The organism is Cellulomonas fimi (genome assembly GCF_028527925.1).
GTDB lineage: Bacteria > Actinomycetota > Actinomycetes > Actinomycetales > Cellulomonadaceae > Cellulomonas > Cellulomonas fimi_C.
This window is the reverse complement of record NZ_JAPESW010000007.1, coordinates 72819-93476: the sequence shown is the minus strand read 5'-3', so window position 1 is coordinate 93476 and position 20658 is coordinate 72819. Positions and strand designations below refer to the sequence as shown.

General features: G+C 74.1%; 22 protein-coding genes. 4 read left to right on the top strand and 18 right to left on the bottom strand.

All coding sequences use genetic code 11. The annotated features are described in order from the left end of the window. Positions 1 to 20: 20 nt before the first annotated feature. The gene (locus tag OMK64_RS05410) at positions 21 to 206 is read right to left on the bottom strand and encodes a hypothetical protein (protein ID WP_272727055.1); all 186 of its coding nucleotides are present in this window, start codon (positions 204 to 206) and stop codon (positions 21 to 23) included. A gap of 139 nt (positions 207 to 345) precedes the next feature. On the opposite strand from OMK64_RS05410, the gene OMK64_RS05405 reads away from it, so the two are divergent. Together OMK64_RS05405 and OMK64_RS05400 are read left to right on the top strand one after the other, a co-directional pair. After that, complete coding sequence (locus OMK64_RS05405; RefSeq protein WP_272727054.1) at positions 346 to 711, top strand: YidH family protein; 366 nt, start codon at positions 346 to 348, stop codon at positions 709 to 711. Further along, positions 708 to 1028, top strand: coding sequence for a DUF202 domain-containing protein (locus OMK64_RS05400; protein ID WP_272727053.1), 321 nt, complete (start codon positions 708 to 710; stop codon positions 1026 to 1028). The genes OMK64_RS05405 and OMK64_RS05400 overlap by 4 nt, the downstream gene beginning before the upstream one ends. Positions 1029 to 1043: 15 nt before the next feature. On the opposite strand, the gene lplB is transcribed toward OMK64_RS05400, so the two are convergent. The 3 genes from lplB to cimA form a co-directional block, all read right to left on the bottom strand. After that, positions 1044 to 2120, bottom strand: a complete 1077-nt coding sequence (gene lplB, locus OMK64_RS05395) for a lipoate-protein ligase small subunit (RefSeq protein WP_272727052.1) — start codon at positions 2118 to 2120, stop codon at positions 1044 to 1046. A gap of 25 nt (positions 2121 to 2145) precedes the next feature. Next, positions 2146 to 3024, bottom strand: coding sequence for a sensor domain-containing protein (locus OMK64_RS05390; protein ID WP_272727051.1), 879 nt, complete (start codon positions 3022 to 3024; stop codon positions 2146 to 2148). An 89-nt stretch (positions 3025 to 3113) separates the two neighbouring features. Further along, positions 3114 to 4745, bottom strand: coding sequence for a citramalate synthase (gene cimA, locus OMK64_RS05385; RefSeq protein WP_272727050.1), 1632 nt, complete (start codon positions 4743 to 4745; stop codon positions 3114 to 3116). 416 nt (positions 4746 to 5161) lie between these two features. On the opposite strand from cimA, the gene OMK64_RS05380 reads away from it, so the two are divergent. Both OMK64_RS05380 and OMK64_RS05375 read left to right on the top strand, forming a co-directional pair. After that, positions 5162 to 5854 (top strand): DUF6069 family protein, encoded by a 693-nt coding sequence (locus OMK64_RS05380; RefSeq protein ID WP_272727049.1) that lies wholly within the window; start codon positions 5162 to 5164, stop codon positions 5852 to 5854. Positions 5855 to 5930: 76 nt separating this feature from the next. After that, positions 5931 to 6254: a hypothetical protein gene (locus OMK64_RS05375; RefSeq protein ID WP_272727048.1), complete on the top strand. Its 324-nt coding sequence runs from the start codon at positions 5931 to 5933 to the stop codon at positions 6252 to 6254. A gap of 47 nt (positions 6255 to 6301) precedes the next feature. Here the strand turns inward: OMK64_RS05375 and OMK64_RS05370 are convergent, their stop codons facing one another. From OMK64_RS05370 to OMK64_RS05305, 14 genes are all read right to left on the bottom strand, one after another. Beyond that, positions 6302 to 7411, bottom strand: a complete 1110-nt coding sequence (locus tag OMK64_RS05370; protein ID WP_272727047.1) for a branched-chain amino acid aminotransferase — start codon at positions 7409 to 7411, stop codon at positions 6302 to 6304. Positions 7412 to 7537: 126 nt separating this feature from the next. After that, positions 7538 to 8602, bottom strand: coding sequence for a 3-isopropylmalate dehydrogenase (locus tag OMK64_RS05365; RefSeq protein WP_272727046.1), 1065 nt, complete (start codon positions 8600 to 8602; stop codon positions 7538 to 7540). A gap of 101 nt (positions 8603 to 8703) precedes the next feature. After that, positions 8704 to 9246, bottom strand: coding sequence for an ASCH domain-containing protein (locus OMK64_RS05360; protein ID WP_272727045.1), 543 nt, complete (start codon positions 9244 to 9246; stop codon positions 8704 to 8706). Positions 9247 to 9430: 184 nt separating this feature from the next. After that, on the bottom strand, positions 9431 to 10459 hold the full coding sequence (gene ilvC, locus OMK64_RS05355; protein ID WP_162351346.1) for a ketol-acid reductoisomerase: 1029 nt from the start codon (positions 10457 to 10459) through the stop codon (positions 9431 to 9433). Between the two features lie 44 nt (positions 10460 to 10503). Then, positions 10504 to 11028 (bottom strand): acetolactate synthase small subunit, encoded by a 525-nt coding sequence (gene ilvN, locus OMK64_RS05350; protein ID WP_124342018.1) that lies wholly within the window; start codon positions 11026 to 11028, stop codon positions 10504 to 10506. Positions 11029 to 11031: 3 nt separating this feature from the next. Continuing rightward, positions 11032 to 12906, bottom strand: a complete 1875-nt coding sequence (locus OMK64_RS05345) for an acetolactate synthase large subunit (RefSeq protein ID WP_272727044.1) — start codon at positions 12904 to 12906, stop codon at positions 11032 to 11034. 290 nt (positions 12907 to 13196) lie between these two features. Further along, positions 13197 to 13754 carry an AMIN-like domain-containing (lipo)protein gene (locus tag OMK64_RS05340; protein WP_272727043.1) on the bottom strand — a complete coding sequence of 186 codons (558 nt, stop codon included), beginning with the start codon at positions 13752 to 13754 and terminating at the stop codon, positions 13197 to 13199. 245 nt (positions 13755 to 13999) lie between these two features. Beyond that, the gene (locus OMK64_RS05335; RefSeq protein ID WP_272727042.1) at positions 14000 to 14566 is read right to left on the bottom strand and encodes a pyridoxamine 5'-phosphate oxidase family protein; all 567 of its coding nucleotides are present in this window, start codon (positions 14564 to 14566) and stop codon (positions 14000 to 14002) included. Between the two features lie 162 nt (positions 14567 to 14728). Next, positions 14729 to 15355 (bottom strand): response regulator, encoded by a 627-nt coding sequence (locus OMK64_RS05330; protein WP_272727041.1) that lies wholly within the window; start codon positions 15353 to 15355, stop codon positions 14729 to 14731. Further along, positions 15352 to 16674 carry a sensor histidine kinase gene (locus tag OMK64_RS05325; RefSeq protein WP_272727040.1) on the bottom strand — a complete coding sequence of 441 codons (1323 nt, stop codon included), beginning with the start codon at positions 16672 to 16674 and terminating at the stop codon, positions 15352 to 15354. The genes OMK64_RS05330 and OMK64_RS05325 overlap by 4 nt, the downstream gene beginning before the upstream one ends. A 117-nt stretch (positions 16675 to 16791) precedes the next feature. Then, the gene (locus tag OMK64_RS05320) at positions 16792 to 17628 is read right to left on the bottom strand and encodes an ABC transporter permease (RefSeq protein ID WP_272727039.1); all 837 of its coding nucleotides are present in this window, start codon (positions 17626 to 17628) and stop codon (positions 16792 to 16794) included. Continuing rightward, a complete protein-coding gene (locus OMK64_RS05315; protein WP_272727038.1) occupies positions 17625 to 18512 on the bottom strand; it encodes an ABC transporter ATP-binding protein in 888 nt (295 codons plus the stop codon). Before OMK64_RS05315 ends, OMK64_RS05320 begins: the two co-directional genes overlap by 4 nt. A gap of 141 nt (positions 18513 to 18653) precedes the next feature. Next, the gene (locus OMK64_RS05310) at positions 18654 to 19643 is read right to left on the bottom strand and encodes an ABC transporter permease subunit (protein ID WP_272727037.1); all 990 of its coding nucleotides are present in this window, start codon (positions 19641 to 19643) and stop codon (positions 18654 to 18656) included. Then, a complete protein-coding gene (locus tag OMK64_RS05305) occupies positions 19640 to 20584 on the bottom strand; it encodes an ABC transporter ATP-binding protein (RefSeq protein ID WP_272727036.1) in 945 nt (314 codons plus the stop codon). The genes OMK64_RS05310 and OMK64_RS05305 overlap by 4 nt, the downstream gene beginning before the upstream one ends. Positions 20585 to 20658 lie beyond the last annotated feature (74 nt).

Below are 20658 nucleotides of genomic sequence, written 5' to 3'. Positions count from 1 at the left end.
TGCTCCACCCGCGGGTGGCGTCAGCGGACGGTGCCCGGAGCGTTGCGGCGGACGAGGGCGCGGTCGCCGCGAGCCGGGTGCCCGCCGCGCAGCACGACCTCCTGCGCGGTGCGGAGCTCGGCCCGGGCGCTGCGGTGCAGGCGCGCGTGCAGCTCCCGCTGGTGCAGCACGTGCATCCGACGCAGGTCGCGCTCGAGCAGCGTCATGGTCGTCCCCTCCCTCGGCCGGTCGTGGCTCAGGAGGCGCCCGCGCCCCCGCAGATACGTCGCGCCGGGGTGATCCAGGTCGCACGTCCAGGTGACGTCCGTGACGCCCGACCGGCGCGCATGACGCGAGGATGGGGCCATGTCCCCCGACACCCGCCGCCCCCGCTGGGTCTACGGCACGGGCGACGAGCCCGACGCCCGGTTCTCGCTCGCCAACGAGCGGACCTTCCTCGCCTGGGTCCGCACCTCGCTCGCCCTGCTCGCGGGCGGTGTCGCGCTCGAGACGCTCGACCTGCCGGTCGAGCCGCGGCTCCGGCTCGCCGCCGCCACGCTGCTCGTCGTGCTCGGCGCCGCCGCTCCCCTGCTCGCGTGGCTGGGGTGGGCGCGTGCCGAGCGCGCGATGCGCCGCGGTGACCCGCTGCCGCCGCCGGTCGGCTTCCTCGCCCTCGTCGTCGGGGTGCTGGTCGCGGGCCTGCTCGTCCTGCTCGGGCTGCTGCTGTCGTGACGGTCGAGGACGTGGGCCTGGCGGCCGAGCGCACACGGCTCGCGTGGCGACGCACCGCGCTCGGGCTCGCCGCGGGCGGGGTCGCGGGCGGGCGGCTGCTGCAGGACGTGGTCGGACCCGTCTCCTGGGTCCTGGGGCTCGCGGGGCTGGTCGGTGCCGGACTCGTGCTCCTGGCCGCCGGCCGGCGCCGGGGCTGGCTGCTCGCGACGCGGCGCGGGGAGCGGCCCGGCGGTCAGCTCGTGGGCGTGTGCGCGGTCGGTGTCACGCTGCTCGGCGTCGCCGCACTGGCCGTCGTCGTCGCGCACGGGACCGCCTGACCGCGGGCAGCCCGCTCAGGGCACGCGCGCGGTCCACGCGGGGTCGGCGAACTTCGTGCGCGCGAGGTCCTGCGCGCGCTCGAGCTCCTCGGGGCGCAGCTCGCCGTCGGTGGTCGCGTACCGCGACGCGAAGTGCGCGCGGAACGCCGCGATCACCGCCTCGCGGGGCAGGTGCGTCTGCGAGCGCACCGGGTCGACCCGCTTGTTCGCGCTCGGGGTCCCCTTGTCCGAGAGCTTCTCGCGCCCGATCCGCAGCACCTCGAGCATCTTCGTCGCGTCGATGTCGTACGACATCGTGACGTGGTGCAGCACCGCGCCGCCCACGACCCGCTTCTGCGCCGACCCCGCGATCTTCCCCGCGGGCGACGAGATGTCGTTGAGCCCGCTCAGCTCCGCGCGCACGCCCACGTCGGCGAGCGCGCCGAGCACCCACTGGTTGAGGAACGCGTACGACTCCTCGAAGCTCATGCCGTCCACGAGCGACGCGGGCACGACCAGCGAGAACGTGATGCAGTTCCCGGCCTCCATGAACATCGCCCCGCCGCCCGAGATGCGGCGCACCACGGTGATCCCGTACCGCTCGACGGCCTCGAGGTCGACCTCGTTGCGCAGCGACTGGAACGACCCGATGACCACGGCGGGCTCGATCCACTCCCAGAACCGCAGCGTCGGACCACGCCGGCCCGCCGCGAGCTCCTCGGTGAGCACCTGGTCGAGCGCGGTGTGCACCGCGGGCGGCAGCGGACCGGGGTGCAGGATCTCGAACGTGTGGTCCGACCAGGCCGTCGACAGGCCGAGCGCGCGGCGCACCGCCACGGCCACGGCCCGGGCGTCGAACCCGACCATGACGGGCGGCTGCGCGAGGACCCCGTCGGCGTGCGCCGCCGCGAGCGCGTCGTCCACCGCGGCGGCCAGCCGCGACGTCGGGGCGTCGGCGGGCTGGCCGTCGAGCGCGGACCGCACCACGTCGAGCGCCTCGTCGGGCTCGAGGAAGAAGTCGCCGCTCACGCTCGTGCCGCTCAGCACGCCGTCGACGACGTCGACGTCGACCACCACGAGCTTGCCACCCGGAACCTTGTACTCGCCGTGCACGCCCCCACCCTAGGCGGACGACGCGTCAGCCCAGCGCGAGCACCGCCTCCTGCGCGCGCTGCTGGACCATCGTGTCGAGCGCCTCGGGCTCACCGAGGCTGTCGAGCTCCTCCTGCGGGTCGGTGTCCGACTGCGTGGCCACCGACCAGGACACGATCGCGTTCCCGACGAGCACGTAGCCGCGGTACATCGCGCGACCGTTGCCCTCCACGAAGAGCGACAGCGGCTGCACGATCGACGGGTACACGCCCTGCCCCTCGATCGCCGCGTCCGCCGTGATGCCTGCGCCGTCCGACCCCGGCGCGAACACCTCGTAGCCCGGGCACGCGTCGACCGTCGTGACGAGCTCGGCGAACGCCTGGCGTGCGGTCGCCGGGTCGGGGAGCACGGCGACCTCCTGGGTCACCTCGACCGCGTCGTTGGCCCACCGTCGGGCGCCGAACGCCGCGGGCGGTTCCGCGACGACGGTCTCGGGGAGAGCGCACCCGGGCGGGGTCACGGTGAGTCCCTCGGGCAGCCCCCAGGCGATCGTGCCGTCGTCGGTGCGCTCGATGCCGTCGGCGGCGAGCGGGACACCGGCCTCGAGGTCACCGACCGTGAGCAGCAGGCCGTCGAGCGTCGTCGCGTCGAACACCGCGTCCTCGGCGGGCGGGACGACGCTGACCGTGGGCGTAGGCGTGGGTGCCGCGGTCGAGGCCGAGCTCGTCGACGGGGTCGTCGTGGGCGAGGGCTCGCCCTCGGACGCCCAGGGCTCGACCACGAGCAGCACGACGACGACGGCGACGGCCACGACGAGCAGCCACCACCAGCCCCGACGACCGCGACTCGAGCCCGCGGGGCCGCCCCGCTCTCCGGGCCCGTCGCCGGGCACGCTCCCGTCGGCGTACGCCTCGGTGCCGGCCACGTGCTCGCTCCTCCCGACGGGTTCGTCCAGGTCAGCAGCCCGTCAGCACCGACCCTAGGACGCGCGCACGGTGCGCGGAGGGCGAAATCTCAGCGAGGCGACACCCCGCGGGCGTGCAACCCCCAGATGGTCGAGTCGGTGAGCGCCTCCCACGACGCCTCGAGCAGGTTGGGGCCCACCCCGACCGTGCTCCAGGACCGCTGGCCGTCGGTCGTCTCGATGAGCACGCGCGTCACCGCGTCGGTGCCGTGCATCGAGTCGAGGATGCGCACCTTGAAGTCGATAAGCTCGAACGTCTCGACCTCGGGGTAGACGCGCACGAGCGCCTGCCGCAGCGCGTGGTCGAGCGCGTTGACCGGTCCGTTGCCCTCGCCGGTGCTCACGATCCGCTCGCCGCCGGCGTGCAGCTTGACCGTCGCCTCGGCCGTCGCGAGCGTGCCGCGGCCGCCGACGCGCTCGACGATCGCGCGCCACGACTCGACGCGGAAGTACTGCGGGCGCGCGCCGTGCACCTCCTCGACGAGCAGCAGCTCGAACGACGCGTCCGCGGCCTCGTAGGTGTACCCGCGGGCCTCGGCGTCCTTGACGCGGTCCGTCACGCGGCCCAGGACCTCGGGCTGCCCGGACAGGTCGAAGCCGAGCTCGCGACCCTTGAGCTCGATCGACGCGCGCCCCGCCATGTCGGACACGAGCATCCGCATGTCGTTGCCGACCTGCATCGGGTCGATGTGCTGGTAGAGGTCCGGGTCGACGCGGATCGCCGACGCGTGCAGGCCTGCCTTGTGCGCGAACGCGCTCGCGCCGACGTACGGCTGGCGCGCGAACGGGGAGATGTTCGTGATCTCGGCGATCGCGTGCGAGATGCGCGTGAGCTCCGCGAGACCGCCGGGGACGTCGTCGGCGCGGCGCAGCACGGGCAGGCCGTACTTCAGCTCGAGGTTCGCGACGATCGAGAGCAGGTCGGCGTTGCCGGTGCGCTCGCCGTAGCCGTTGACGCAGCCCTGCACGTGCGAGCACCCCGCCTCGACGGCCGCGAGCGTGTTCGCGACCGCGCAGCCGGAGTCGTTGTGCGCGTGCATCCCGAGCACCGCGTCGGGGCCGACGGCCTCGCGGATCTCGTGCACGATCTGCGTGACCCAGGCCGGGATCATGCCGCCGTTGGTGTCGCACAGCGCGACGACCTCGGCACCCGCCTCGAACGCCGTGAGCACCGCCGCGCGCGAGTAGGCCGGGTCGAACCGGTAGCCGTCGAAGAAGTGCTCCGCGTCGACGACCGCACGCCGCCCCTCCCGCACGAGGAGCTGCACCGTGTCCGCGATCATCGCGAGGTTCTCCTCGCCCGTCGTGCGCAGCGCGCGCTCCGCGTGCCGCAGGTCGCTCTTCGCGACGAGGGTGACGACGGGCGCCTCGGAGTCGAGCAGGGCCCGCACCTGCGGGTCGTCGACGGCCCGCGTCCCCGCCTTGCGCGTCGACCCGAACGCCGCGAGCTCGGCGTTCTTGAGGTCGAGCTCCTTCGCCGCGCGCTTGAAGAACTCCGTGTCCTTCGGGACCGCTCCCGGCCAGCCGCCCTCGATGAAGCCCACGCCGAGCTCGTCGAGCAGCGGAGCGATCGCGAGCTTGTCGGCGACCGAGAGGTTCATGCCCTCCTGCTGGGCGCCGTCGCGCAGGGTCGTGTCGTAGACCTGGAACGACAGGGCCGTGGGCTGGGTGGCTGCGGTCACGGTCGGCTCTCCTCGGTGCGGGGCCGGGCGTCCCGGCGGCGTCCTGACGCTACCTGCGGGTGGCGGCGCCCGGTGCCGTCGCCCGCGCGGGTCCCCGGACGCCCTGCGGCGACCTGCGGACCCGCGCGGGAGGCGGCGTCCCGTCGACCTGCGCCCCGCGGTGGTGGGCGGTGACGTCGGTCGGCGTGCGGCCGGGCGGGGGTGGTGCCCGACCAACAAAAAGACCCCCCGAGAACGGGAGGTCTGCGCGTCAGCGGTGTCTGCTGACGCGCTACTCGATAATGAGCGTGAAGATGGTCACGGCCTCATCGTGGCACACGTCACGATGAGTGGTCACTCGTTCCACCCAATGGACAGCCGGGCGGCGCCCCGCAGGTGAGGGGCACGGCCCGCGCGACGAGCCGCGAGGAGACCCGATGTCCGACCCGAACGCGCCCGCTCCCCAGCCGCCCGAGCGGCACTCCACGCGACCCGCCGCCCAGCCGCCCGCCCAGCCCTCCGCGCAGCCCGCGGTACCGCCCGTCGCGCCACCGGTGGCCCAGCCGGTCGCACAGCCCGTGGCGCAGCCCGTCGCGCAGCCGCCGGTCGTGCAGCCCGCGGTGGCGCAGCCTGTCGTGGCCGCGCCCGCCGCACAGCCGCTCTACGCCGCGGGAACGCCCGTCGCCGCCGTCCCCGTCGCACCCGTCCGTCCCGGGCTCGACGCGGGCCGGTACTGGGCGGGCGTCGGCGCGACCGCCCTGGTCGCCGCGCTCGTCGCGGTCGTCGGCGTCGTCGTCCTGCAGGAGATCCTCGGCATCGACCTGGTCGTCCAGGACGTGTTCGGCACGGACTCGCCCATGACGTCGCTCGTCGTCGGCGCCGTGATCGCCGCCCTCCTCGCCGGTGCGCTGCTGCACGTGCTGGTCCTGACCACGCCGCGGCCCCGCGCGTTCTTCGGCTGGATCGTCGGCCTCGTCACGCTCGTCGCCGCGCTGCTGCCGCTGACGTGGACCGACGACGCGACCTCGGCCGTGGCGACCGGGATCGTCCACCTCGTCATCGGCATCGCGATCTGGTCGCTGCTCTCGGGCGTCCTCACGTGGACGCGCCGGCCCGTGCCGAGGGTCTAGCGGCCGAGCCCGACGGACGCGGTGGTCGTCCGGGACGACGGCCGCGTCCGTCGGCACGCGCTGGCACGATGCAGGCATGGACGAGGCACAGATCCCGACCGAGGCACCCCTCCTGGCCGGGATCAGGGCCGCCCGGGAGACCCTGCGCGGCCGGGGCGACGACGCGGCGGCCGCCGCGCTGACCCACGTCATCGGCGCCGTGGGGTACGCCGAGATGAAGGAGGGGCAGCCCTGGTCGGACGCGCGCGTCCGGTCGCTCGCCGAGACCACGGCGCGCCGGCTCGCCGACGAGGCCGCGCTGTACGAGTCGGCGGGTGACACGGAGCGCGCCGAGGTGGCGCGACGCGGGGTCGCCGCGCTCGAGGGGTACCGGCCGATCCGGCACGAGGGCGGGGCCTGACCGTCGCCAGGCCTCGCCCTCGTCGCCGTCGACCGTCGGGGACGCGCTCAGACGAGGCGGTGCAGCCAGCCGTGGCGGTCGGTCGCGCGCCCGTACTGGATGTCGGTGAGCTCCGCGCGGATGCGACCCGTGACCGGGCCCGTGCCGCCGTCGCCGACCGTGAGGTCGAAGTCGTCGCTCGCGAGCCGGCCGATGGGCGTCACGACCGCGGCCGTGCCGCACGCGAACACCTCGGCGACCGAGCCGTCCTCGATGCCGGCACGGAGCTCGGCGAGCGGGATGGGCCGCTCGTTGACCTCGTGGCCCGCGTCGGACAGGAGCTGCAGGATCGAGCCGCGCGTGACGCCCTCGAGGATCGAGCCCGAGACCGGCGGCGTCGAGGCGCTGCCGTCGGCGCCGATCACGACGATGTTCATGCCGCCGAGCTCCTCGAGCAGCGTGTTCGTCGTCGCGTCGAGGAAGCACACCTGCTCGCAGCCCTTCGCGTAGGCGTTCTGCTGCGGCAGGAGGCTCGCGGCGTAGTTGCCGCCGCACTTCGCGGCACCCGTGCCGCCCGCACCCGCGCGGTGGTACTCGGTGTCGACCCAGATGGACACGGGCGTGAGGCCGCCCGAGAAGTACGGGCCCACCGGTGAGGCGATGACGAGGTACTCGGCCTCGAGCGACGGGCGCACGCCGAGGAAGCTCTCGGAGGCGTACATGAACGGGCGCAGGTACAGGCTGGTCTCCTCGCCCGACGGCACCCAGTCGCGGTCCGTCTGGACGAGCGCGGTGATCGAGCCGAGGAAGTCGGCCTCCGACAGCTGCGGCAGCGCGAGGCGCTGCGCGGACCGGGCGAACCGCGCGGCGTTGGCCTGCGGGCGGAACGTCCAGACGGAGCCGTCGGCGTGCTGGTACGCCTTCAGGCCCTCGAAGATCTCCTGCGCGTAGTGCAGGACGGCGGTCGCGGGGTCGAGCTGCAGCGGGCCGTACTTCTCGACGCGGCGGTCGTGCCAGCCCTCGCCGTCCCGGTAGGAGATGCGGGCCATGTGCTCGGTGAACACGGTGCCGAACTTGGGAGACTCCAGCGCCGCGGCGCGGGTCGCGGGGTCGACCGGGGTGTCCGTCAGCCGGATCTCGAACTGGTCGGCGGACGTGGGTGCTGCGAGGGTGCTCATGTCGGGGGGCCTTTCACCAGGGTCGTTGATGACGGTACCGGTGAGGACGGCCGGGTGGACAGGTCGCGCCAGGACCGTGGGTCGACGCCGGGTCGACCGCGGTCGCGGCGGCGCGGGGAGCGGACGTCAGCCGGCGACGCGCGCGGCGAGGTCCTTGCCCACCTCGGCCGTCGACCGTACTCGCTCGGCCGAGCCGCGCTCGACCAGGTCGGCGGCGACGGCGGCCTCGACGCGGCGGGCCGCGTCCGTCTGGCCCAGGTGGTCGAGCAGGAGCGCGACCGACAGCACCGTGGCGGTCGGGTCGGCCTTGCCCTGGCCCGCGATGTCCGGCGCGGAGCCGTGCACGGGCTCGAACATGCTCGGCGCGGTGCGGTCCGGGTTGATGTTCGCCGACGCGGCCAGGCCGATGCCGCCCGTGATCGCGGCGGCGAGGTCCGTGAGGATGTCGCCGAAGAGGTTGTCCGTGACGATCACGTCGAACCGCGACGGGTTGGTCACGAGGAAGATCGTCGCCGCGTCGACGTGCAGGTAGTCGACCGTGACGTCGGGGAACTCGGCGTTGACGGCCTCGACCGTGCGGCGCCACAGGTGGCCCGCGTGCACGAGGACGTTGTGCTTGTGCACGAGCGTGAGCTTCTTGCGCGGGCGCGCGGCGGCGCGGGCGAACGCGTCGCGCACGACGCGCTCGACGCCGAACGCGGTGTTGACGCTCACCTCGTTCGCGACCTCGGCCGGCGTGCCGACGCGGATCGCGCCGCCGTTGCCGACGTACGGGCCCTCGGTGCCCTCGCGCACGACGACGAAGTCGACCTCGCCGGGGTTCGCGAGCGGGCTCGTCACACCCGGGTACAGGCGCCCCGGGCGCAGGTTGACGTAGTGGTCCAGCGCGAAGCGCAGCTTGAGCAGCAGACCGCGCTCCAGGACGCCCGACGGCACCGACGGGTCGCCGATCGCGCCCAGGAGGATCGCGTCGTGACCGCGGATCGCGTCGAGGTCGGCGTCCGTCAGCGTCTCGCCCGTGGCGTGCCAGCGGCGCGCGCCCAGGTCGAAGTCCGTGGTCGACACCGTGGTGCCCGACCCGTGCAGCGCGGCCTCGAGCACCAGCAGGCCCTGCTCGACGACCTCGGTCCCGATGCCGTCACCGGCGACGACGGCGAGGCGGAGGTCCGGGGCAGGAGCGTTCGGTGCCATGAGAGCACCCTAACGCTCGTCCCAGTGGCCGGAACGGCCATCTCGACAACTGGAATGCGTGCGCCGGACCTGCGGGGCGCTGGCGCGGCGCACGCGCGGCCTCAGTCGACCGGCGGCGTCGGCCCGCTCGTCGGGTAGACGAGCTCGAACCGCTCGGTCACCACGGCCAGGTCCGGCGTGAACCGGTCGTCGCCCAGCACGCGACGCCAGTACTTCTCGTGCTCGGTGCGCCACGACGCGAGCGACAGGTCGTCCTCGCCCTCGGCGCGCGCGTGCTCGTCGCCGACCTGGTCGAACGGCACGACCTCGACCTCGGTCGTGCGCAGCAGCGCGCGCGGCTCGCCCGTGCCGTCCAGGACGATCGACAGGTCGCCCACCACCGGGAGGGCCAGACCCTCGTCCTCGAGCTCCGCCAGGGCCGTCGACGTGCCCGTCTTGCGGCCGTCGAGCACGAGCGCGAGCAGCTGGTCGGCCAGTGCCGGGTTGTCGCCGAACGACCACGACGGCGGCGGGACGACGTCCTTCGGCTGCTCCCCCATCACGGCGTCGAGCTTGCCGAGCCCGAGGTGCCCGCGGGCCGCCTGCCAGAACGCGGTGATCCGCTGGTCCTCGCCCTGCGCGCCGATCGTCGACTGGTCGGTCATCGTCGTCCCTCCGTCGGTGGTGCGCCCATCTTGGCGCGAAGCACGACGGGCGTGCGACCTGGGCGGGAACCCGGTCGCACGCCCGCGGGGCTCGTCGTCAGCCGACCCGCTGTGCTTGTGGTCGCCGAAGCGCTCTGCGCTGCCCTCCGGCACGTGCCGCGCTGCACGCGACCCGTACCTCCGGTCAGCGCGCCGCGCTTCCCTCCACGTAGTCGGAGTCCGACGGCTTGACCCACGCGAAGAGCTTGCGGAGCTCACGGCCCACGGGCTCGATGGGGTGGTTCTGGCCCTTCTCGCGCAGCTCCTTGAACTCCGGCGCGCCGGCGTCCTGGTCGTCGATGAAGCGCTTCGCGAAGGCACCGTTCTGGATGTCCGCGAGCACGGCCTGCATGTTCGCCTTGACGTCCGGCGTGATGACGCGCGGGCCCGAGACGTAGTCGCCGTACTCGGCCGTGTCGGAGACCGACCAGCGCTGCTTGGTGATGCCGCCCTCGAAGATGAGGTCGACGATGAGCTTGAGCTCGTGCAGCACCTCGAAGTACGCGACCTCGGGCTGGTAGCCCGCCTCGGTCAGCGTCTCGAAGCCGTACTGGATGAGCTGCGACACGCCACCGCACAGGACGGCCTGCTCGCCGAAGAGGTCAGTCTCCGTCTCCTCGGTGAAGGTCGTCTTGATGCCCGCGGCGCGCAGGCCGCCGATGCCCTTGGCGTAGGACAGCGCGAGCTTCCACGCCTCACCCGACGCGTCCTGCTCGACGGCGACGATGACCGGCACGCCACGGCCGTCGGCGTACTCGCGGCGGACCAGGTGGCCCGGGCCCTTGGGGGCGACCATGAGGACGTCGTGACCCGCGGCGGGCTTGATGTAGCCGAAGCGGATGTTGAAGCCGTGCCCGAAGACGAGCGCGGCGCCGTCCTTGAGGTTCGGCTCGATCTCGTCGCGGTAGACGATCCGCTGCACCTGGTCGGGCGCGAGGATGACGACGACGTCGGCGTCGCGCACCGCGTCGGCGACCGTCGCGACCTTGAGGCCCTCGTTCTCGGCCTTGGCGCGGGACGCCGAGCCCTCACGGAGGCCGACGGTGACGTCGACGCCCGAGTCGCGCAGGTTCAGGGAGTGCGCGTGCCCCTGGCTGCCGTAGCCGATGACGGCGACCTTCTTGGACTGGATGACCGACAGGTCGGCGTCGTCGTCGTAGAACAGCTCAGCCACGGTGGATCTCCTCGTTCGTGTTCGGTGGTGCGTCGTGAAGGGTGTCAGGCGGAGCGCGAGACGCGCTCGAGCGCCCGGTCCGTGATCGAGCGCGAGCCGCGGCCGATGGCGACCGTGCCGGACTGCACGATCTCACGGATGCCGAACGGCTCCAGGGCGGTCAGGAGGGCGTCGAGCTTGCCGGGGCTGCCCGTCGCCTCGACGACGACGGTGTCCGGGACGACGTCGACGACGTGCGCCCGGAACAGCTGGACGACCTCGAGGACCGACGTGCGCTGCGCGGTGTCGGCCTTGACCTTGACGAGCAGCAGCTCGCGCTGCACCGAGGACGCGTCCTCGAGCTCGACGATCTTGATGACGTTGATCAGCTTGTTGAGCTGCTTCGTCACCTGCTCCAGGGGCAGCTCGTCGACGTCGACGACGACGGTGATGCGCGAGATCTCCTCGTGCTCCGTCGGGCCCACGGCGAGCGAGTGGATGTTGAACGACCGGCGGGCGAACAGGCCGGCGACGCGCGTGAGGACGCCGGGCTTGTTCTCGACCAGCACGGAGAGGGTGTGGCGGCTCATGGGTCAGTCCTCCCGGTCCCACGCGGGGCTGATGCCCCGGGCGTACTGGATGTCGTCGTTGCTCACGCCCGCGGCGACCATCGGCCACACCATGGCGTCGCGCGACACCGTGAAGTCCACGACCACGGGGCGGTCGTCGATCTCGAGCGCGCGCTTGATGGTCGCGTCCACGTCGGCCTTCGACTCGCAGCGCAGGCCCACGCAGCCGTAGGCGTCGGCGAGCTTGACGAAGTCCGGGACGCGCACGGTGCCGTGGCCGGTGTGCAGGTCGGTGTTCGAGTACCGCGACTCGTAGAACAGCGTCTGCCACTGGCGCACCATGCCGAGCGACGAGTTGTTGATGACCGCGACCTTGATCGGGATGTCGTTGATCGTGCAGGTGGCGAGCTCCTGGTTGGTCATCTGGAAGCAGCCGTCGCCGTCGATCGCCCACACCGTGCGGTCGGGCTGGCCGACCTTCGCGCCCATCGCCGCGGGCACGGAGTAGCCCATGGTGCCGAGGCCGCCCGAGTTCAGCCACGAGTTGGGCCGCTGGTACTTGATGAACTGCGCGGCCCACATCTGGTGCTGGCCCACGCCCGCCGCGTACACGGCCTCGGGACCGGACAGCTCGCCGATGCGCTGGATGACGTGCTGCGGGGCCAGGTGGCCGTCCGACGGCTCGTCGTAGCCCAGCGGGAACGTCTCGCGCCACGCGTCGAGCTGCTTCCACCACGCCTCGAGGTCCGGCTTGCCGTGCTGGCCGTGCTCGCGCGCGAGCTCGGGCAGCAGGTCGGTCAGCACCTCGCGCAGGTCGCCGACGATCGGCACGTCGACCGCCTTGTTCTTGCCGATCTCCGCCGGGTCGATGTCGGCGTGCACGACGGTCGCGTGCGGCGCGAAGGACGACAGCTGGCCGGTCACGCGGTCGTCGAAGCGCGCGCCGAGGGCCACGACGAGGTCGGCCTTCTGCAGGGCCGCGACGGCGGCGACGGTCCCGTGCATGCCGGGCATGCCCAGGTGCTGCGGGTGCGTGTCGGGCAGCGCACCGCGGGCCATGAGCGTCGTGACGGCGGGGGCGCCCGACGCGTCGACGAGCGCACGCAGCTCCGCCGCGGCACCCGCGCGGATCACGCCGCCGCCGACGTAGAGCACGGGCCGGCGGGACGTCGCGAGCAGGCGCGCGGCCTCGCGGATCTGCTTGGCGTGCGGCTTGGTCACGGGGTGGTAGCCGGGCAGCGACACCTCCTGCGGCCAGGAGAACGTCGTCGGCGACTGCATGGCCGACTTCGCGATGTCGACGAGCACCGGGCCGGGGCGACCGCTCGCGGCGATGTGGAACGCCTCGGCGATCACGCGCGGGATGTCGTCCGGGTTCGTCACGAGGTAGTTGTGCTTGGTGACCGGCAGCGTGATGCCGACGATGTCGGCCTCCTGGAACGCGTCCGTCCCGATGAGCGACGCGCCGACCTGGCCGGTGATCGCGACGAGCGGCACGGAGTCCATGTGCGCGTCGGCGATCGGGGTCACGAGGTTGGTCGCGCCCGGGCCCGACGTCGCCATGCACACGCCGACCCTGCCCGTCGCGGCGGCGTAGCCGGCGGCCGCGTGGCCGCCGCCCTGCTCGTGCCGGACGAGGATGTGGCGCACCTTGGCCGAGTCCATGAGCGGGTCGTAGGTCGGGAGGATCGCACCGCCGGGGATGCCGAAGACGACCTCGACGCCCTGCTCCTCGAGCGAGCGGACGATCGACTGCGCGCCCGTGACCTTCTCGACCGTCGTCGGGGCGGCCGGGACGCGCTCACGGTCGGCGCGCGGGTGCGCGACGGCGGCGGGGCTGGCCTGCGGGACGGGCGGCGCGGGCGTTCGCGGCGGTGCCGGGTGAGGACCCTGGACCATCGGTGTCTCCCTGGGTGGTGCGGGTGGGGGTGTTGCGTCGGGCCGGAACACAGAAAAACCCCTCGGGCCCCGACGTGAGACGGGACGAGGGGTGCGCGCGCGGACGAGACCTGGGTGCGGTGGCCTCAGCCGGCGCGCTCAGGAAGTACTACGAGGATCGTCTGCACGCGAGCGACCCTACGCCTCCGTCGGTTCGGTGTCACGCCGTCTCACATGATGGTTCACGTGTCCACCCATCGGAAGGGCGGCCGCCCGTCCCCGCAGGTCGGACGGCCGCCCTGATGTGGCGGTCAGCAGGATGTGCCCGTCGCGCACCACTGGTGCCCGACGTCCACCACGAGCCGCGAGCCGCTGCCCGGCCCGGCGAGCACGAACGCCCGGAACGGCAGCCGCGCCCGGACCCCGAGCCCGACGGTCGTCACGCTCTCGAAGCTGCCCGCCCACACGACGTCACGGAACGTGCGGTACCCGGAGGTGTCGACGAGCCGGCCGCCGGAGCCGACGAACCAGGAGTCCGTCGGGACGACGCCCGCCCAGGCGACGACCTCGAGCCTCGCGCCGCCGCGGACGGTCACGGGTTCACCGGACCCGTCCTGCCGGACGACGTCGACGTAGCGCACGGACCATCCGCCGAGCGGCGAGTCGAGGTCCAGGACGAGCCGGTCGTAGCACGTGTGGCGACCGGCGCGGACGCCCACGACGTGCTCCGCCGACGGCCCCGAGGCCGACTTGGCGAGAGAGCCCCACACCTGGCCGCAGTAGGGCGCTGCGGACGCGGCGGGGGCGGAGAGCAGGTGCAGACCTGCTACGAGGACCAGCGTGAGGACAGACACGATCCACTTGCGCATGAAGCACCACCTCGGGAAACGAAGGACAGGGGAACCCCCTGGTGGTGCGGTGCCGGGAACGAGGACGTCGTCGTCGTCGGCCGGCATCGGAACTCGCCCGCGCTGTGGGTGGCGTGCGGACGGGCGGCAGGCCGGTGCCCACACCCGAAGGAGCCGCCGCGGCCCCACGTGGATACGTCGTGACCGGATCTGGTCGCAGAGTCGGCCCGTGGAAGCGCCGCGCGACCGCGGACGGAGCGCCGCCGTCAGGCAGCGGGCTCCGGGTCGAAGTCGAACGCCGGCAGGCCGTCGATGCTCGTGCGGTTCTTCTGCCGCCGGTACGCCGCCTGGCCGTCGGCGCCCTTGCGCTCCATGTACGGCGGGAGCAGGTCGCGCTCGCCGACGTAGTCCATCAGCGGCACGCCGTACCCGCAGGAGTCGGAGACGCGCTCGACGTCCACGACGACGACCGCGCGCGCCCCGCGCGTCTCGGGGAAGAGCGCGAGCAGCTCGGCGAAGCCGTCGTCGTAGAGGGTCACGAACCGGCCGTGACCGTGCAGGCGCACGATGTTCGGCGGACCCTCGAACGCGCAGAACATGACCGTGATCCGGCCGTTCTGCCGCAGGTGGGCGATCGTCTCGGCACCGCTCGCCGTGAGGTCGAGGTAGGCGACGGTGTGGTCGTCGAGGACCACGAACGACCCGTCGACGCCCTTGGGGGACACGTTGACCCGCCCGTCGGGCCCGCTCGGCGCCGTCGCCACGAAGAAGACGTGCTGCGCGAGGAGGAAGCGACGCATCCGCTCGTCGATCCGCTCGTGGACCTTGCCCATCGTGCCGCCTCCCGTCGTGCCGCCGTGCGTCGCCGCCCCGTCACGCTAGCCGCCGCGGCCCGGGACGGGACGACCACGTCCGCGCGCCGGTCACCGCGCACGTCGCACCGCGCGTCGCACCGCGTCGCGCCGCGTCGCACCGCGTCGCACCGCCGGAGACGGTCACGCCCCCGGAAGGATGCCCCGCTCGATCGCGACCGTCACCGCGCGCGTCCGGTCGTCGACGCCGAGCTTCGCGAACGCCCGCAGCAGGTGGGTCTTGACCGTCGCCTCGGTGATGAACAGCTCCCGCCCGATCGCGGCGTTCGACAGCCCGCGCGCGACGCCCGCGAGCACCTCCTGCTCGCGGGCCGTGAGGCGTTCGGCGTCGCCGCGGACCTGCTGCACGAGCCGGCGCGCGACCGACGGCGAGAGCGCCGACTCGCCCCGCGCGGCCGCCCGCACGCCCGCGACGAGCTGGTCGCGCGGCGTGTCCTTGAGCAGGTAGCCGGTCGCCCCCGCCTCGACCGCGCGCAGGATGTCGGTGTCGGTCTCGTACGTCGTGAGCACCAGGACCCGCACGCCCGGCAGCGTGCTCGTGATCGTCGCGGTCGCGCTCGCGCCGTCGAGCACGGGCATGCGCAGGTCCATGAGGACGATGTCGGGACGCAGCGTCTCGGCGAGCGCGACCGCCTGCGCGCCGTCCCCCGCCTCGCCGACCACCTCGAGGTCCGGCTCGACCGCGAGCATGCCCGCGAGCCCCGAGCGCACCACGGGGTGGTCGTCCGCCAGCAGCACCCGGATCGTCACGCGTCCTCCCCCGTCCCGTCCGCGGTCCGCCGCCCGGTGGCGCGCCCGCCGTCCGGCGCGGGCGTGCGTGCGGGGCGCGCGCCGTCCGGCGCAGGCCCCGCCGCGGGCGTCGCGGCGCCGCTCGGCAGGGTGACCGCCACGCGGGTGCCGCCGCCCGGTCCGCTGCCGACCTCGAGCGTCCCGCCACCCGCGTCGACGCGCTCGCGCATGCCCCGCAGGCCGACGCCCTCGACGGCCCCCGCCGGAAGTCCGCGGCCGTCGTCGACGACCTCGAGCCGCACGTCGTCACCGTCGCGCCCCACCGCGAGCCGCACGACCGACGCGCCGGCGTGCTTGCGGACGTTCGCGAGCGCCTCCTGCGCGGCGCGCAGCAGCACGACCGCGTGCTCGGGCCCCACGGCGCCGAGCGCCGGGAGCCCGTCGACCTCGACCCGGACGCCCGTCTCGGCCTCGAAGCGTGCCGCGAGGCGGTCGAGCGCGTCGCCGAGCGTCCCCCGCTCGAGCTCGGGCGGGCCGAACGCGGCGACGAGCGCGCGCGCCTGCGCGAGGTTGTCGCGCGCGACCTGCTCGATCTGGCCGACGCGCTCCGTCGCGGGCCCCACGCGGTCGCGCGCCAGCTCGGCCGACGCCGCCTGCGCGAGCATGACGACGCTCGTGAACCCCTGGGCGAGCGTGTCGTGGATCTCCTGGGCGAGCCGCGCGCGCTCCGCGAGCACACCGGCCGCGTGGTGCGTCGACGCGAGCTCCGCCTGCGCCGCACCCAGCTCCTCGACGAGCGCCGCGCGCACCTCGCTCTGCTCCGAGACCCACGTGATCCACAGCCCGAGCGCGATGGCGAAGACGAGGCCCGTGCCGGCCTGCCCGACCAGCTCGGCGGCGTCGGCGACCGTCGCGACCGCGCCCGGCTCGCGCACGACGATCGCGGCCGTGAACGCGACCGTGAGCAGCACGCTCCACAGCACGCCCTCGAGGCGGCGGGTCGCGAAGAACCAGATCTGCGAGTAGCCGACGAAGAGCAGCACCGCGCCGAGCTCGGAGAGCCCGACCTCCAGCACGACGACCGTGACGAGCACCGCGAGGTACGTGCGGGTCAGACGGACGTCACCGCGCTTGGCCCCGCGCCGCCCGAGCGCGAGGTACGCGACCACGAGCCCCACCAGCAGGACGACCGCGACGACCGCGTCGCGGACCGAGCGGACCTCGATCGCGATCGACACCCCGGCGACCGCGGTGATCGCGTAGAAGCCCACGTCCCAGCCGCGCAGCGCCCGGACCCAGAACTCGTGCCGCGCGACCGGTCGGGGCATTCGCGTGGTCATGGCGCCGAGCCTGCCACGCAGCACCCCGACCACGACGCGCCGCGCGCCGACCGGGACCCGACCGGGCGGACGGGGGCGTCCCCCTCCCGGGCGCCCCCGCCCGCCGAGCGGGCTCCGTCAGCCGTCGTCACGACGACGCCAGCGGAACCACCGCGCCCCGACCACGAGCCCGGCGACGAACCACACGCCCAGCACGAGCGCGGCACCCGCCAGGTCGACGTCGCCCGCGACCGCGTCCGGCAGGAAAGCGGCCTGCATGCCCTCGACGAGCCACCGCAGCGGGAACACCGACGCGACCTGCTGCATCCACGTCGGCAGCGAGTCCCACTGGAAGAAGACGCCGGAGATGAACTGCAGCACCAGGACGATCGGTGTCACGACGGCGCTCGCCGAGCGGCCCGAGCGCGGCACCGACGAGAACGCGACGCCGCACACCGAGCCCGCGGCCGTGCCGAGCAGGTACACCCAGGCGAACGTCGCCCAGTCACCGGCCGTCGACGGCAGGGTCACGTCGAACAGCGTCGCGGCGACCGCCAGCAGGATCGCGGTCTGCACGAGCCCGCTGCCGAGCACCTGGCCGATCTTGCCGAGGAAGTACGCCGACGCCGGCATCGGCGTGCCGCGCAGCCGCTTGAGGCCGCCCTCGTCACGCTCGACCGAGATGGAGATCGCGAGCGACTGGAAGCTCGACAGCATGACGCCCGTCGCGAGCATGCCCGGCAGGAAGTACTGCGCGAACGGGATCTCGACGTCGCCCGCCTGCACGGTCGCACCGTCCTGGCCGAAGACCGTCGCGAAGATCGCCATCATGATCACGGGGTAGGCGAAGATGAACACGACCGCGTCGCGCTCGCGGAAGAACACGCGCAGCTCGTAGGCGGCGCGGACCAGACCGAGCCGCAGGACGCCGGGGACGGCGGCGCGGCGCACGGCCGGCAGGGCGACGGTGCTCATCGCAGGACCTCCACGGGGGTGTCGGCGGGCGCGTCGGCGCCCTGGAGCAGGCCGAGGTAGACGTCCTCGAGCGTGGGCCGCAGCACCTCGAGGCCCGGCACGTCGCCGAGCCGCGCGAGCAGGTCGGCGACCGTGCGGGACGCGTCGTCGGTGCGGACCTCGTGCCGGCGACCGTCCTCGACCCACCGCACGAGCGCCCGGCGCGCGTCGCGGCCCCCCAGGTCGGCCGGGGTGCCCTCGGCGACGACGCGGCCCGACGCGACCACCACGACACGGTCGGCCAGGCGCTCCGCCTCCTCGAGGTAGTGCGTCGTCAGCAGGATCGTCGTGCCGTCGGCGCGCAGACCCTCGACGAGGTCCCAGAACGAGCGGCGCGCCTGCGGGTCGAAACCCGTCGTCGGCTCGTCGAGGAACACGAGCTCGGGCCGTCCGACGATGCCGAGCGCCACGTCGAGCCGGCGGCGCTGGCCGCCCGACAGCTGCCGGGCGCGGGTGCGGACCTTCTCGCGCAGGCCGACCGCGTCGATGACCCCGTCCGGGTCGCGCGGGTCCGGGTAGAAGCGCGAGAAGTGCCGGACGAGCTCGCCGACGGTCGCCTCCGCGAGGTCGTTCGTGCCCTGCAGGACGATCCCGAGGCGGGAGCGCCACACGCGGCCGGCCGTCTGCGGGTCCTCGCCGAGGACGCGCACGTGGCCGTCGTCGCGGTGCCGGTAGCCCTCCAGGATCTCGACGGTCGTCGTCTTGCCCGCGCCGTTCGGCCCGAGGATCGCCACGATCTCGCCGCGGTCGACGCGCAGGTCGAGGCCGTCGACGGCCTGCTTGGGTCCGTAGTGCTTGCGCAGTCCCGCGACCTCGATCGCGGGGCCACCTGCCGGTGTCGTCATGCCCCTCAGCGTGGCCGCGCACCACCGGGCGCCGCGACGACCGACGGGCCGTCCCGTCCGTCCACCGATCGGTTGACGCGGCGGCGCGTCGGAGGTCCCCGCGGGCTCCCGGCCGAGCGGGCCCGACCCGTGGCCCCTGAGTCAGGCGACGTCGCGCAGGCGGAACGACAGCCACCCGCCGACGAGCGCGACGGCGACGACGACCAGCACGACGAGCGCCCCCTGTCCCGCCGAGACCGTGTGCAGCACGGGATCGCAGAGCTCCTCGCCCGCGTGCGCCGGGTCGGGCACGCACGACGGGACGACGTAGTACGCGCTGCCCGCGGTCCACGCCGAGACGTTGGTCGACAGCGGCAGCCACCGCGACTCCGGCAGCACGAGCGGCAGGGCGCTCTCGGTGGCCGCGACCCACCAGACGGCGACGCCGGTCACCGCGGCGGCGTGCCGCAGCGCGAACGCGAGGCCGACGCCGACGGCCGCGAACGCGGGACCGACCGCGAGCCAGCGCCCGGCCGTGGCCAGCAGCTCCCCCCACCCGCCGACCGGCTCCCCCACCGCGAGCCCGTTGACCACGCCGACGGCGAGCAGCGCGAGGACCAGCGTCACGAGCGGCGCGACGACGCACGGCACCGCGGCGACCGCGGCGGACGCGAGCCTCGTCACGAACACGTGGCCCCGCCGCGGCGCGAACGTCAGCCACGTGCCCATCGCGCCCGACGCGAAGTCGGCGGTCACGAGCCCGACGCCCACCATGAGGCAGCCCAGCGTGAGCATGACCCCGACCGAGGGCAGCCGTTCGACGACCAGGGCCGCGACGTCGGGCCGCACCTCCTGGTAGCGCTCGGGGACCGGTGGCCGCGACGCGCAGACGGCCGACGCCTGCTCGGGCGGCAGGTCCGGGTGCACGGACGGGTCGTCCGCGTCGCACGGCGCCACGAGCTCCTGCCAGGCGGCGAGGTCGGTCCGGTACGCCTCGTCCGCCGCGGCGACCTGGGCGGCGCTCGGCGGGCGTGACTCCCACCAGCCGCTCAGCACGAGTCCCAGCACGCCGAGCACGACGCCGGCGGACACGAACCAGACGAACGGGCGGGCGCGCGCACGCGCGAGCTCGGCCCGCAGCAGCCGCGTCACGCGGCACCCGCCGGTGCGACGGCGTCCGGCCGGACGGTCGACGGCCGCGCACCGGTCAGCTCGAGGAACACCGACTCGAGGTCGCGGCGCAGGACGACGACCTCGTCGGCGAACACCTCGCCGCGCGCGAGGGCCTCGTTGACGTGCGACGGTCCGGGCGCGCCCGCGACCTCGACGGTGCGGCCGTCCACCTGCACGGCCCAGCCGCGGGCGGCGAGCAGCGCGTGCGCGCGCGCCGGGTCGGCGACCGTGACCCGCACGCGCGCGGAGCCCTCGCCCGCGAGGAGCCCGGCGACGGTGCCCTCGGCCACGAGCCGCCCGCGCGCGACCACGGAGACGGTGTCGGCGACCTGCTCGACCTCGGCGAGGATGTGGCTGGACACCAGGACCGTGCGGCCCTCGTCGGCGAGCCCGCGCATCGTGGCGCGGATGTCCCGGATGCCCTCCGGGTCGAGGCCGTTCGTCGGCTCGTCGAAGATCAGCAGGTCGGGGTCCTTCAGGAGCGTCGCCGCGATCGCGAGCCGCTGCTTCATGCCGAGCGAGTAGCGGCGGAACTGGTCGACGCCACGGTCCCGCAGGCCGACGCGTTCGAGCACCTCCTCGACGCGCGTGTGCGGGACGTCGACCGCGGTCGCGAGGAGGCGCAGGTTGCGGCGACCCGAGAAGCCCGGCACGAACTTGGGGTTCTCGACGATCGCCCCGACGCGGCCGATCACGTCGGGCAGCCGCTCCGGCACCGGCGTTCCGAACAGGTGCACCGACCCGGCGTCGGGCCGCGCGAGCCCGAGCAGCATGCGGATCGTCGTCGTCTTCCCCGAGCCGTTCGGTCCGAGGAACGCGTGCACGCCGCCCGCGGGCACGGTGAGGTCGAGGTGGTCGACCGCGACCACCTCGCGCAGCGAGAACGTGCGGTACGTCTTGCGCAGCCCGCGCACGCGCACGGCGGGATCCCTGCCAGCGTCGATGTCGGACCTCCCCTCGTCCGTCCCATCGGCACGGGCACCGCTGCACGACC

What these genes read in the sequence shown, in the direction of transcription:
- OMK64_RS05365 (WP_272727046.1), bottom strand. Translation starts at nt 8,602, where the DNA reads ATGGCACCGAACGCTCCTGCCCCGGACCTCCGCCTCGCCGTCGTCGCC.
- ilvN (WP_124342018.1), bottom strand. Translation starts at nt 11,028, where the DNA reads ATGAGCCGCCACACCCTCTCCGTGCTGGTCGAGAACAAGCCCGGCGTC.
- OMK64_RS05405 (WP_272727054.1), top strand. Translation starts at nt 346, where the DNA reads ATGTCCCCCGACACCCGCCGCCCCCGCTGGGTCTACGGCACGGGCGAC.
- OMK64_RS05375 (WP_272727048.1), top strand. Translation starts at nt 5,931, where the DNA reads ATGGACGAGGCACAGATCCCGACCGAGGCACCCCTCCTGGCCGGGATC.
- OMK64_RS05315 (WP_272727038.1), bottom strand. Translation starts at nt 18,512, where the DNA reads ATGACGACACCGGCAGGTGGCCCCGCGATCGAGGTCGCGGGACTGCGC.
- OMK64_RS05325 (WP_272727040.1), bottom strand. Translation starts at nt 16,674, where the DNA reads ATGACCACGCGAATGCCCCGACCGGTCGCGCGGCACGAGTTCTGGGTC.
- OMK64_RS05370 (WP_272727047.1), bottom strand. Translation starts at nt 7,411, where the DNA reads ATGAGCACCCTCGCAGCACCCACGTCCGCCGACCAGTTCGAGATCCGG.
- OMK64_RS05380 (WP_272727049.1), top strand. Translation starts at nt 5,162, where the DNA reads ATGTCCGACCCGAACGCGCCCGCTCCCCAGCCGCCCGAGCGGCACTCC.
- OMK64_RS05340 (WP_272727043.1), bottom strand. Translation starts at nt 13,754, where the DNA reads ATGCGCAAGTGGATCGTGTCTGTCCTCACGCTGGTCCTCGTAGCAGGT.
- OMK64_RS05410 (WP_272727055.1), bottom strand. Translation starts at nt 206, where the DNA reads ATGACGCTGCTCGAGCGCGACCTGCGTCGGATGCACGTGCTGCACCAG.
- OMK64_RS05320 (WP_272727039.1), bottom strand. Translation starts at nt 17,628, where the DNA reads ATGAGCACCGTCGCCCTGCCGGCCGTGCGCCGCGCCGCCGTCCCCGGC.
- OMK64_RS05345 (WP_272727044.1), bottom strand. Translation starts at nt 12,906, where the DNA reads ATGGTCCAGGGTCCTCACCCGGCACCGCCGCGAACGCCCGCGCCGCCC.
- OMK64_RS05360 (WP_272727045.1), bottom strand. Translation starts at nt 9,246, where the DNA reads ATGACCGACCAGTCGACGATCGGCGCGCAGGGCGAGGACCAGCGGATC.
- OMK64_RS05335 (WP_272727042.1), bottom strand. Translation starts at nt 14,566, where the DNA reads ATGGGCAAGGTCCACGAGCGGATCGACGAGCGGATGCGTCGCTTCCTC.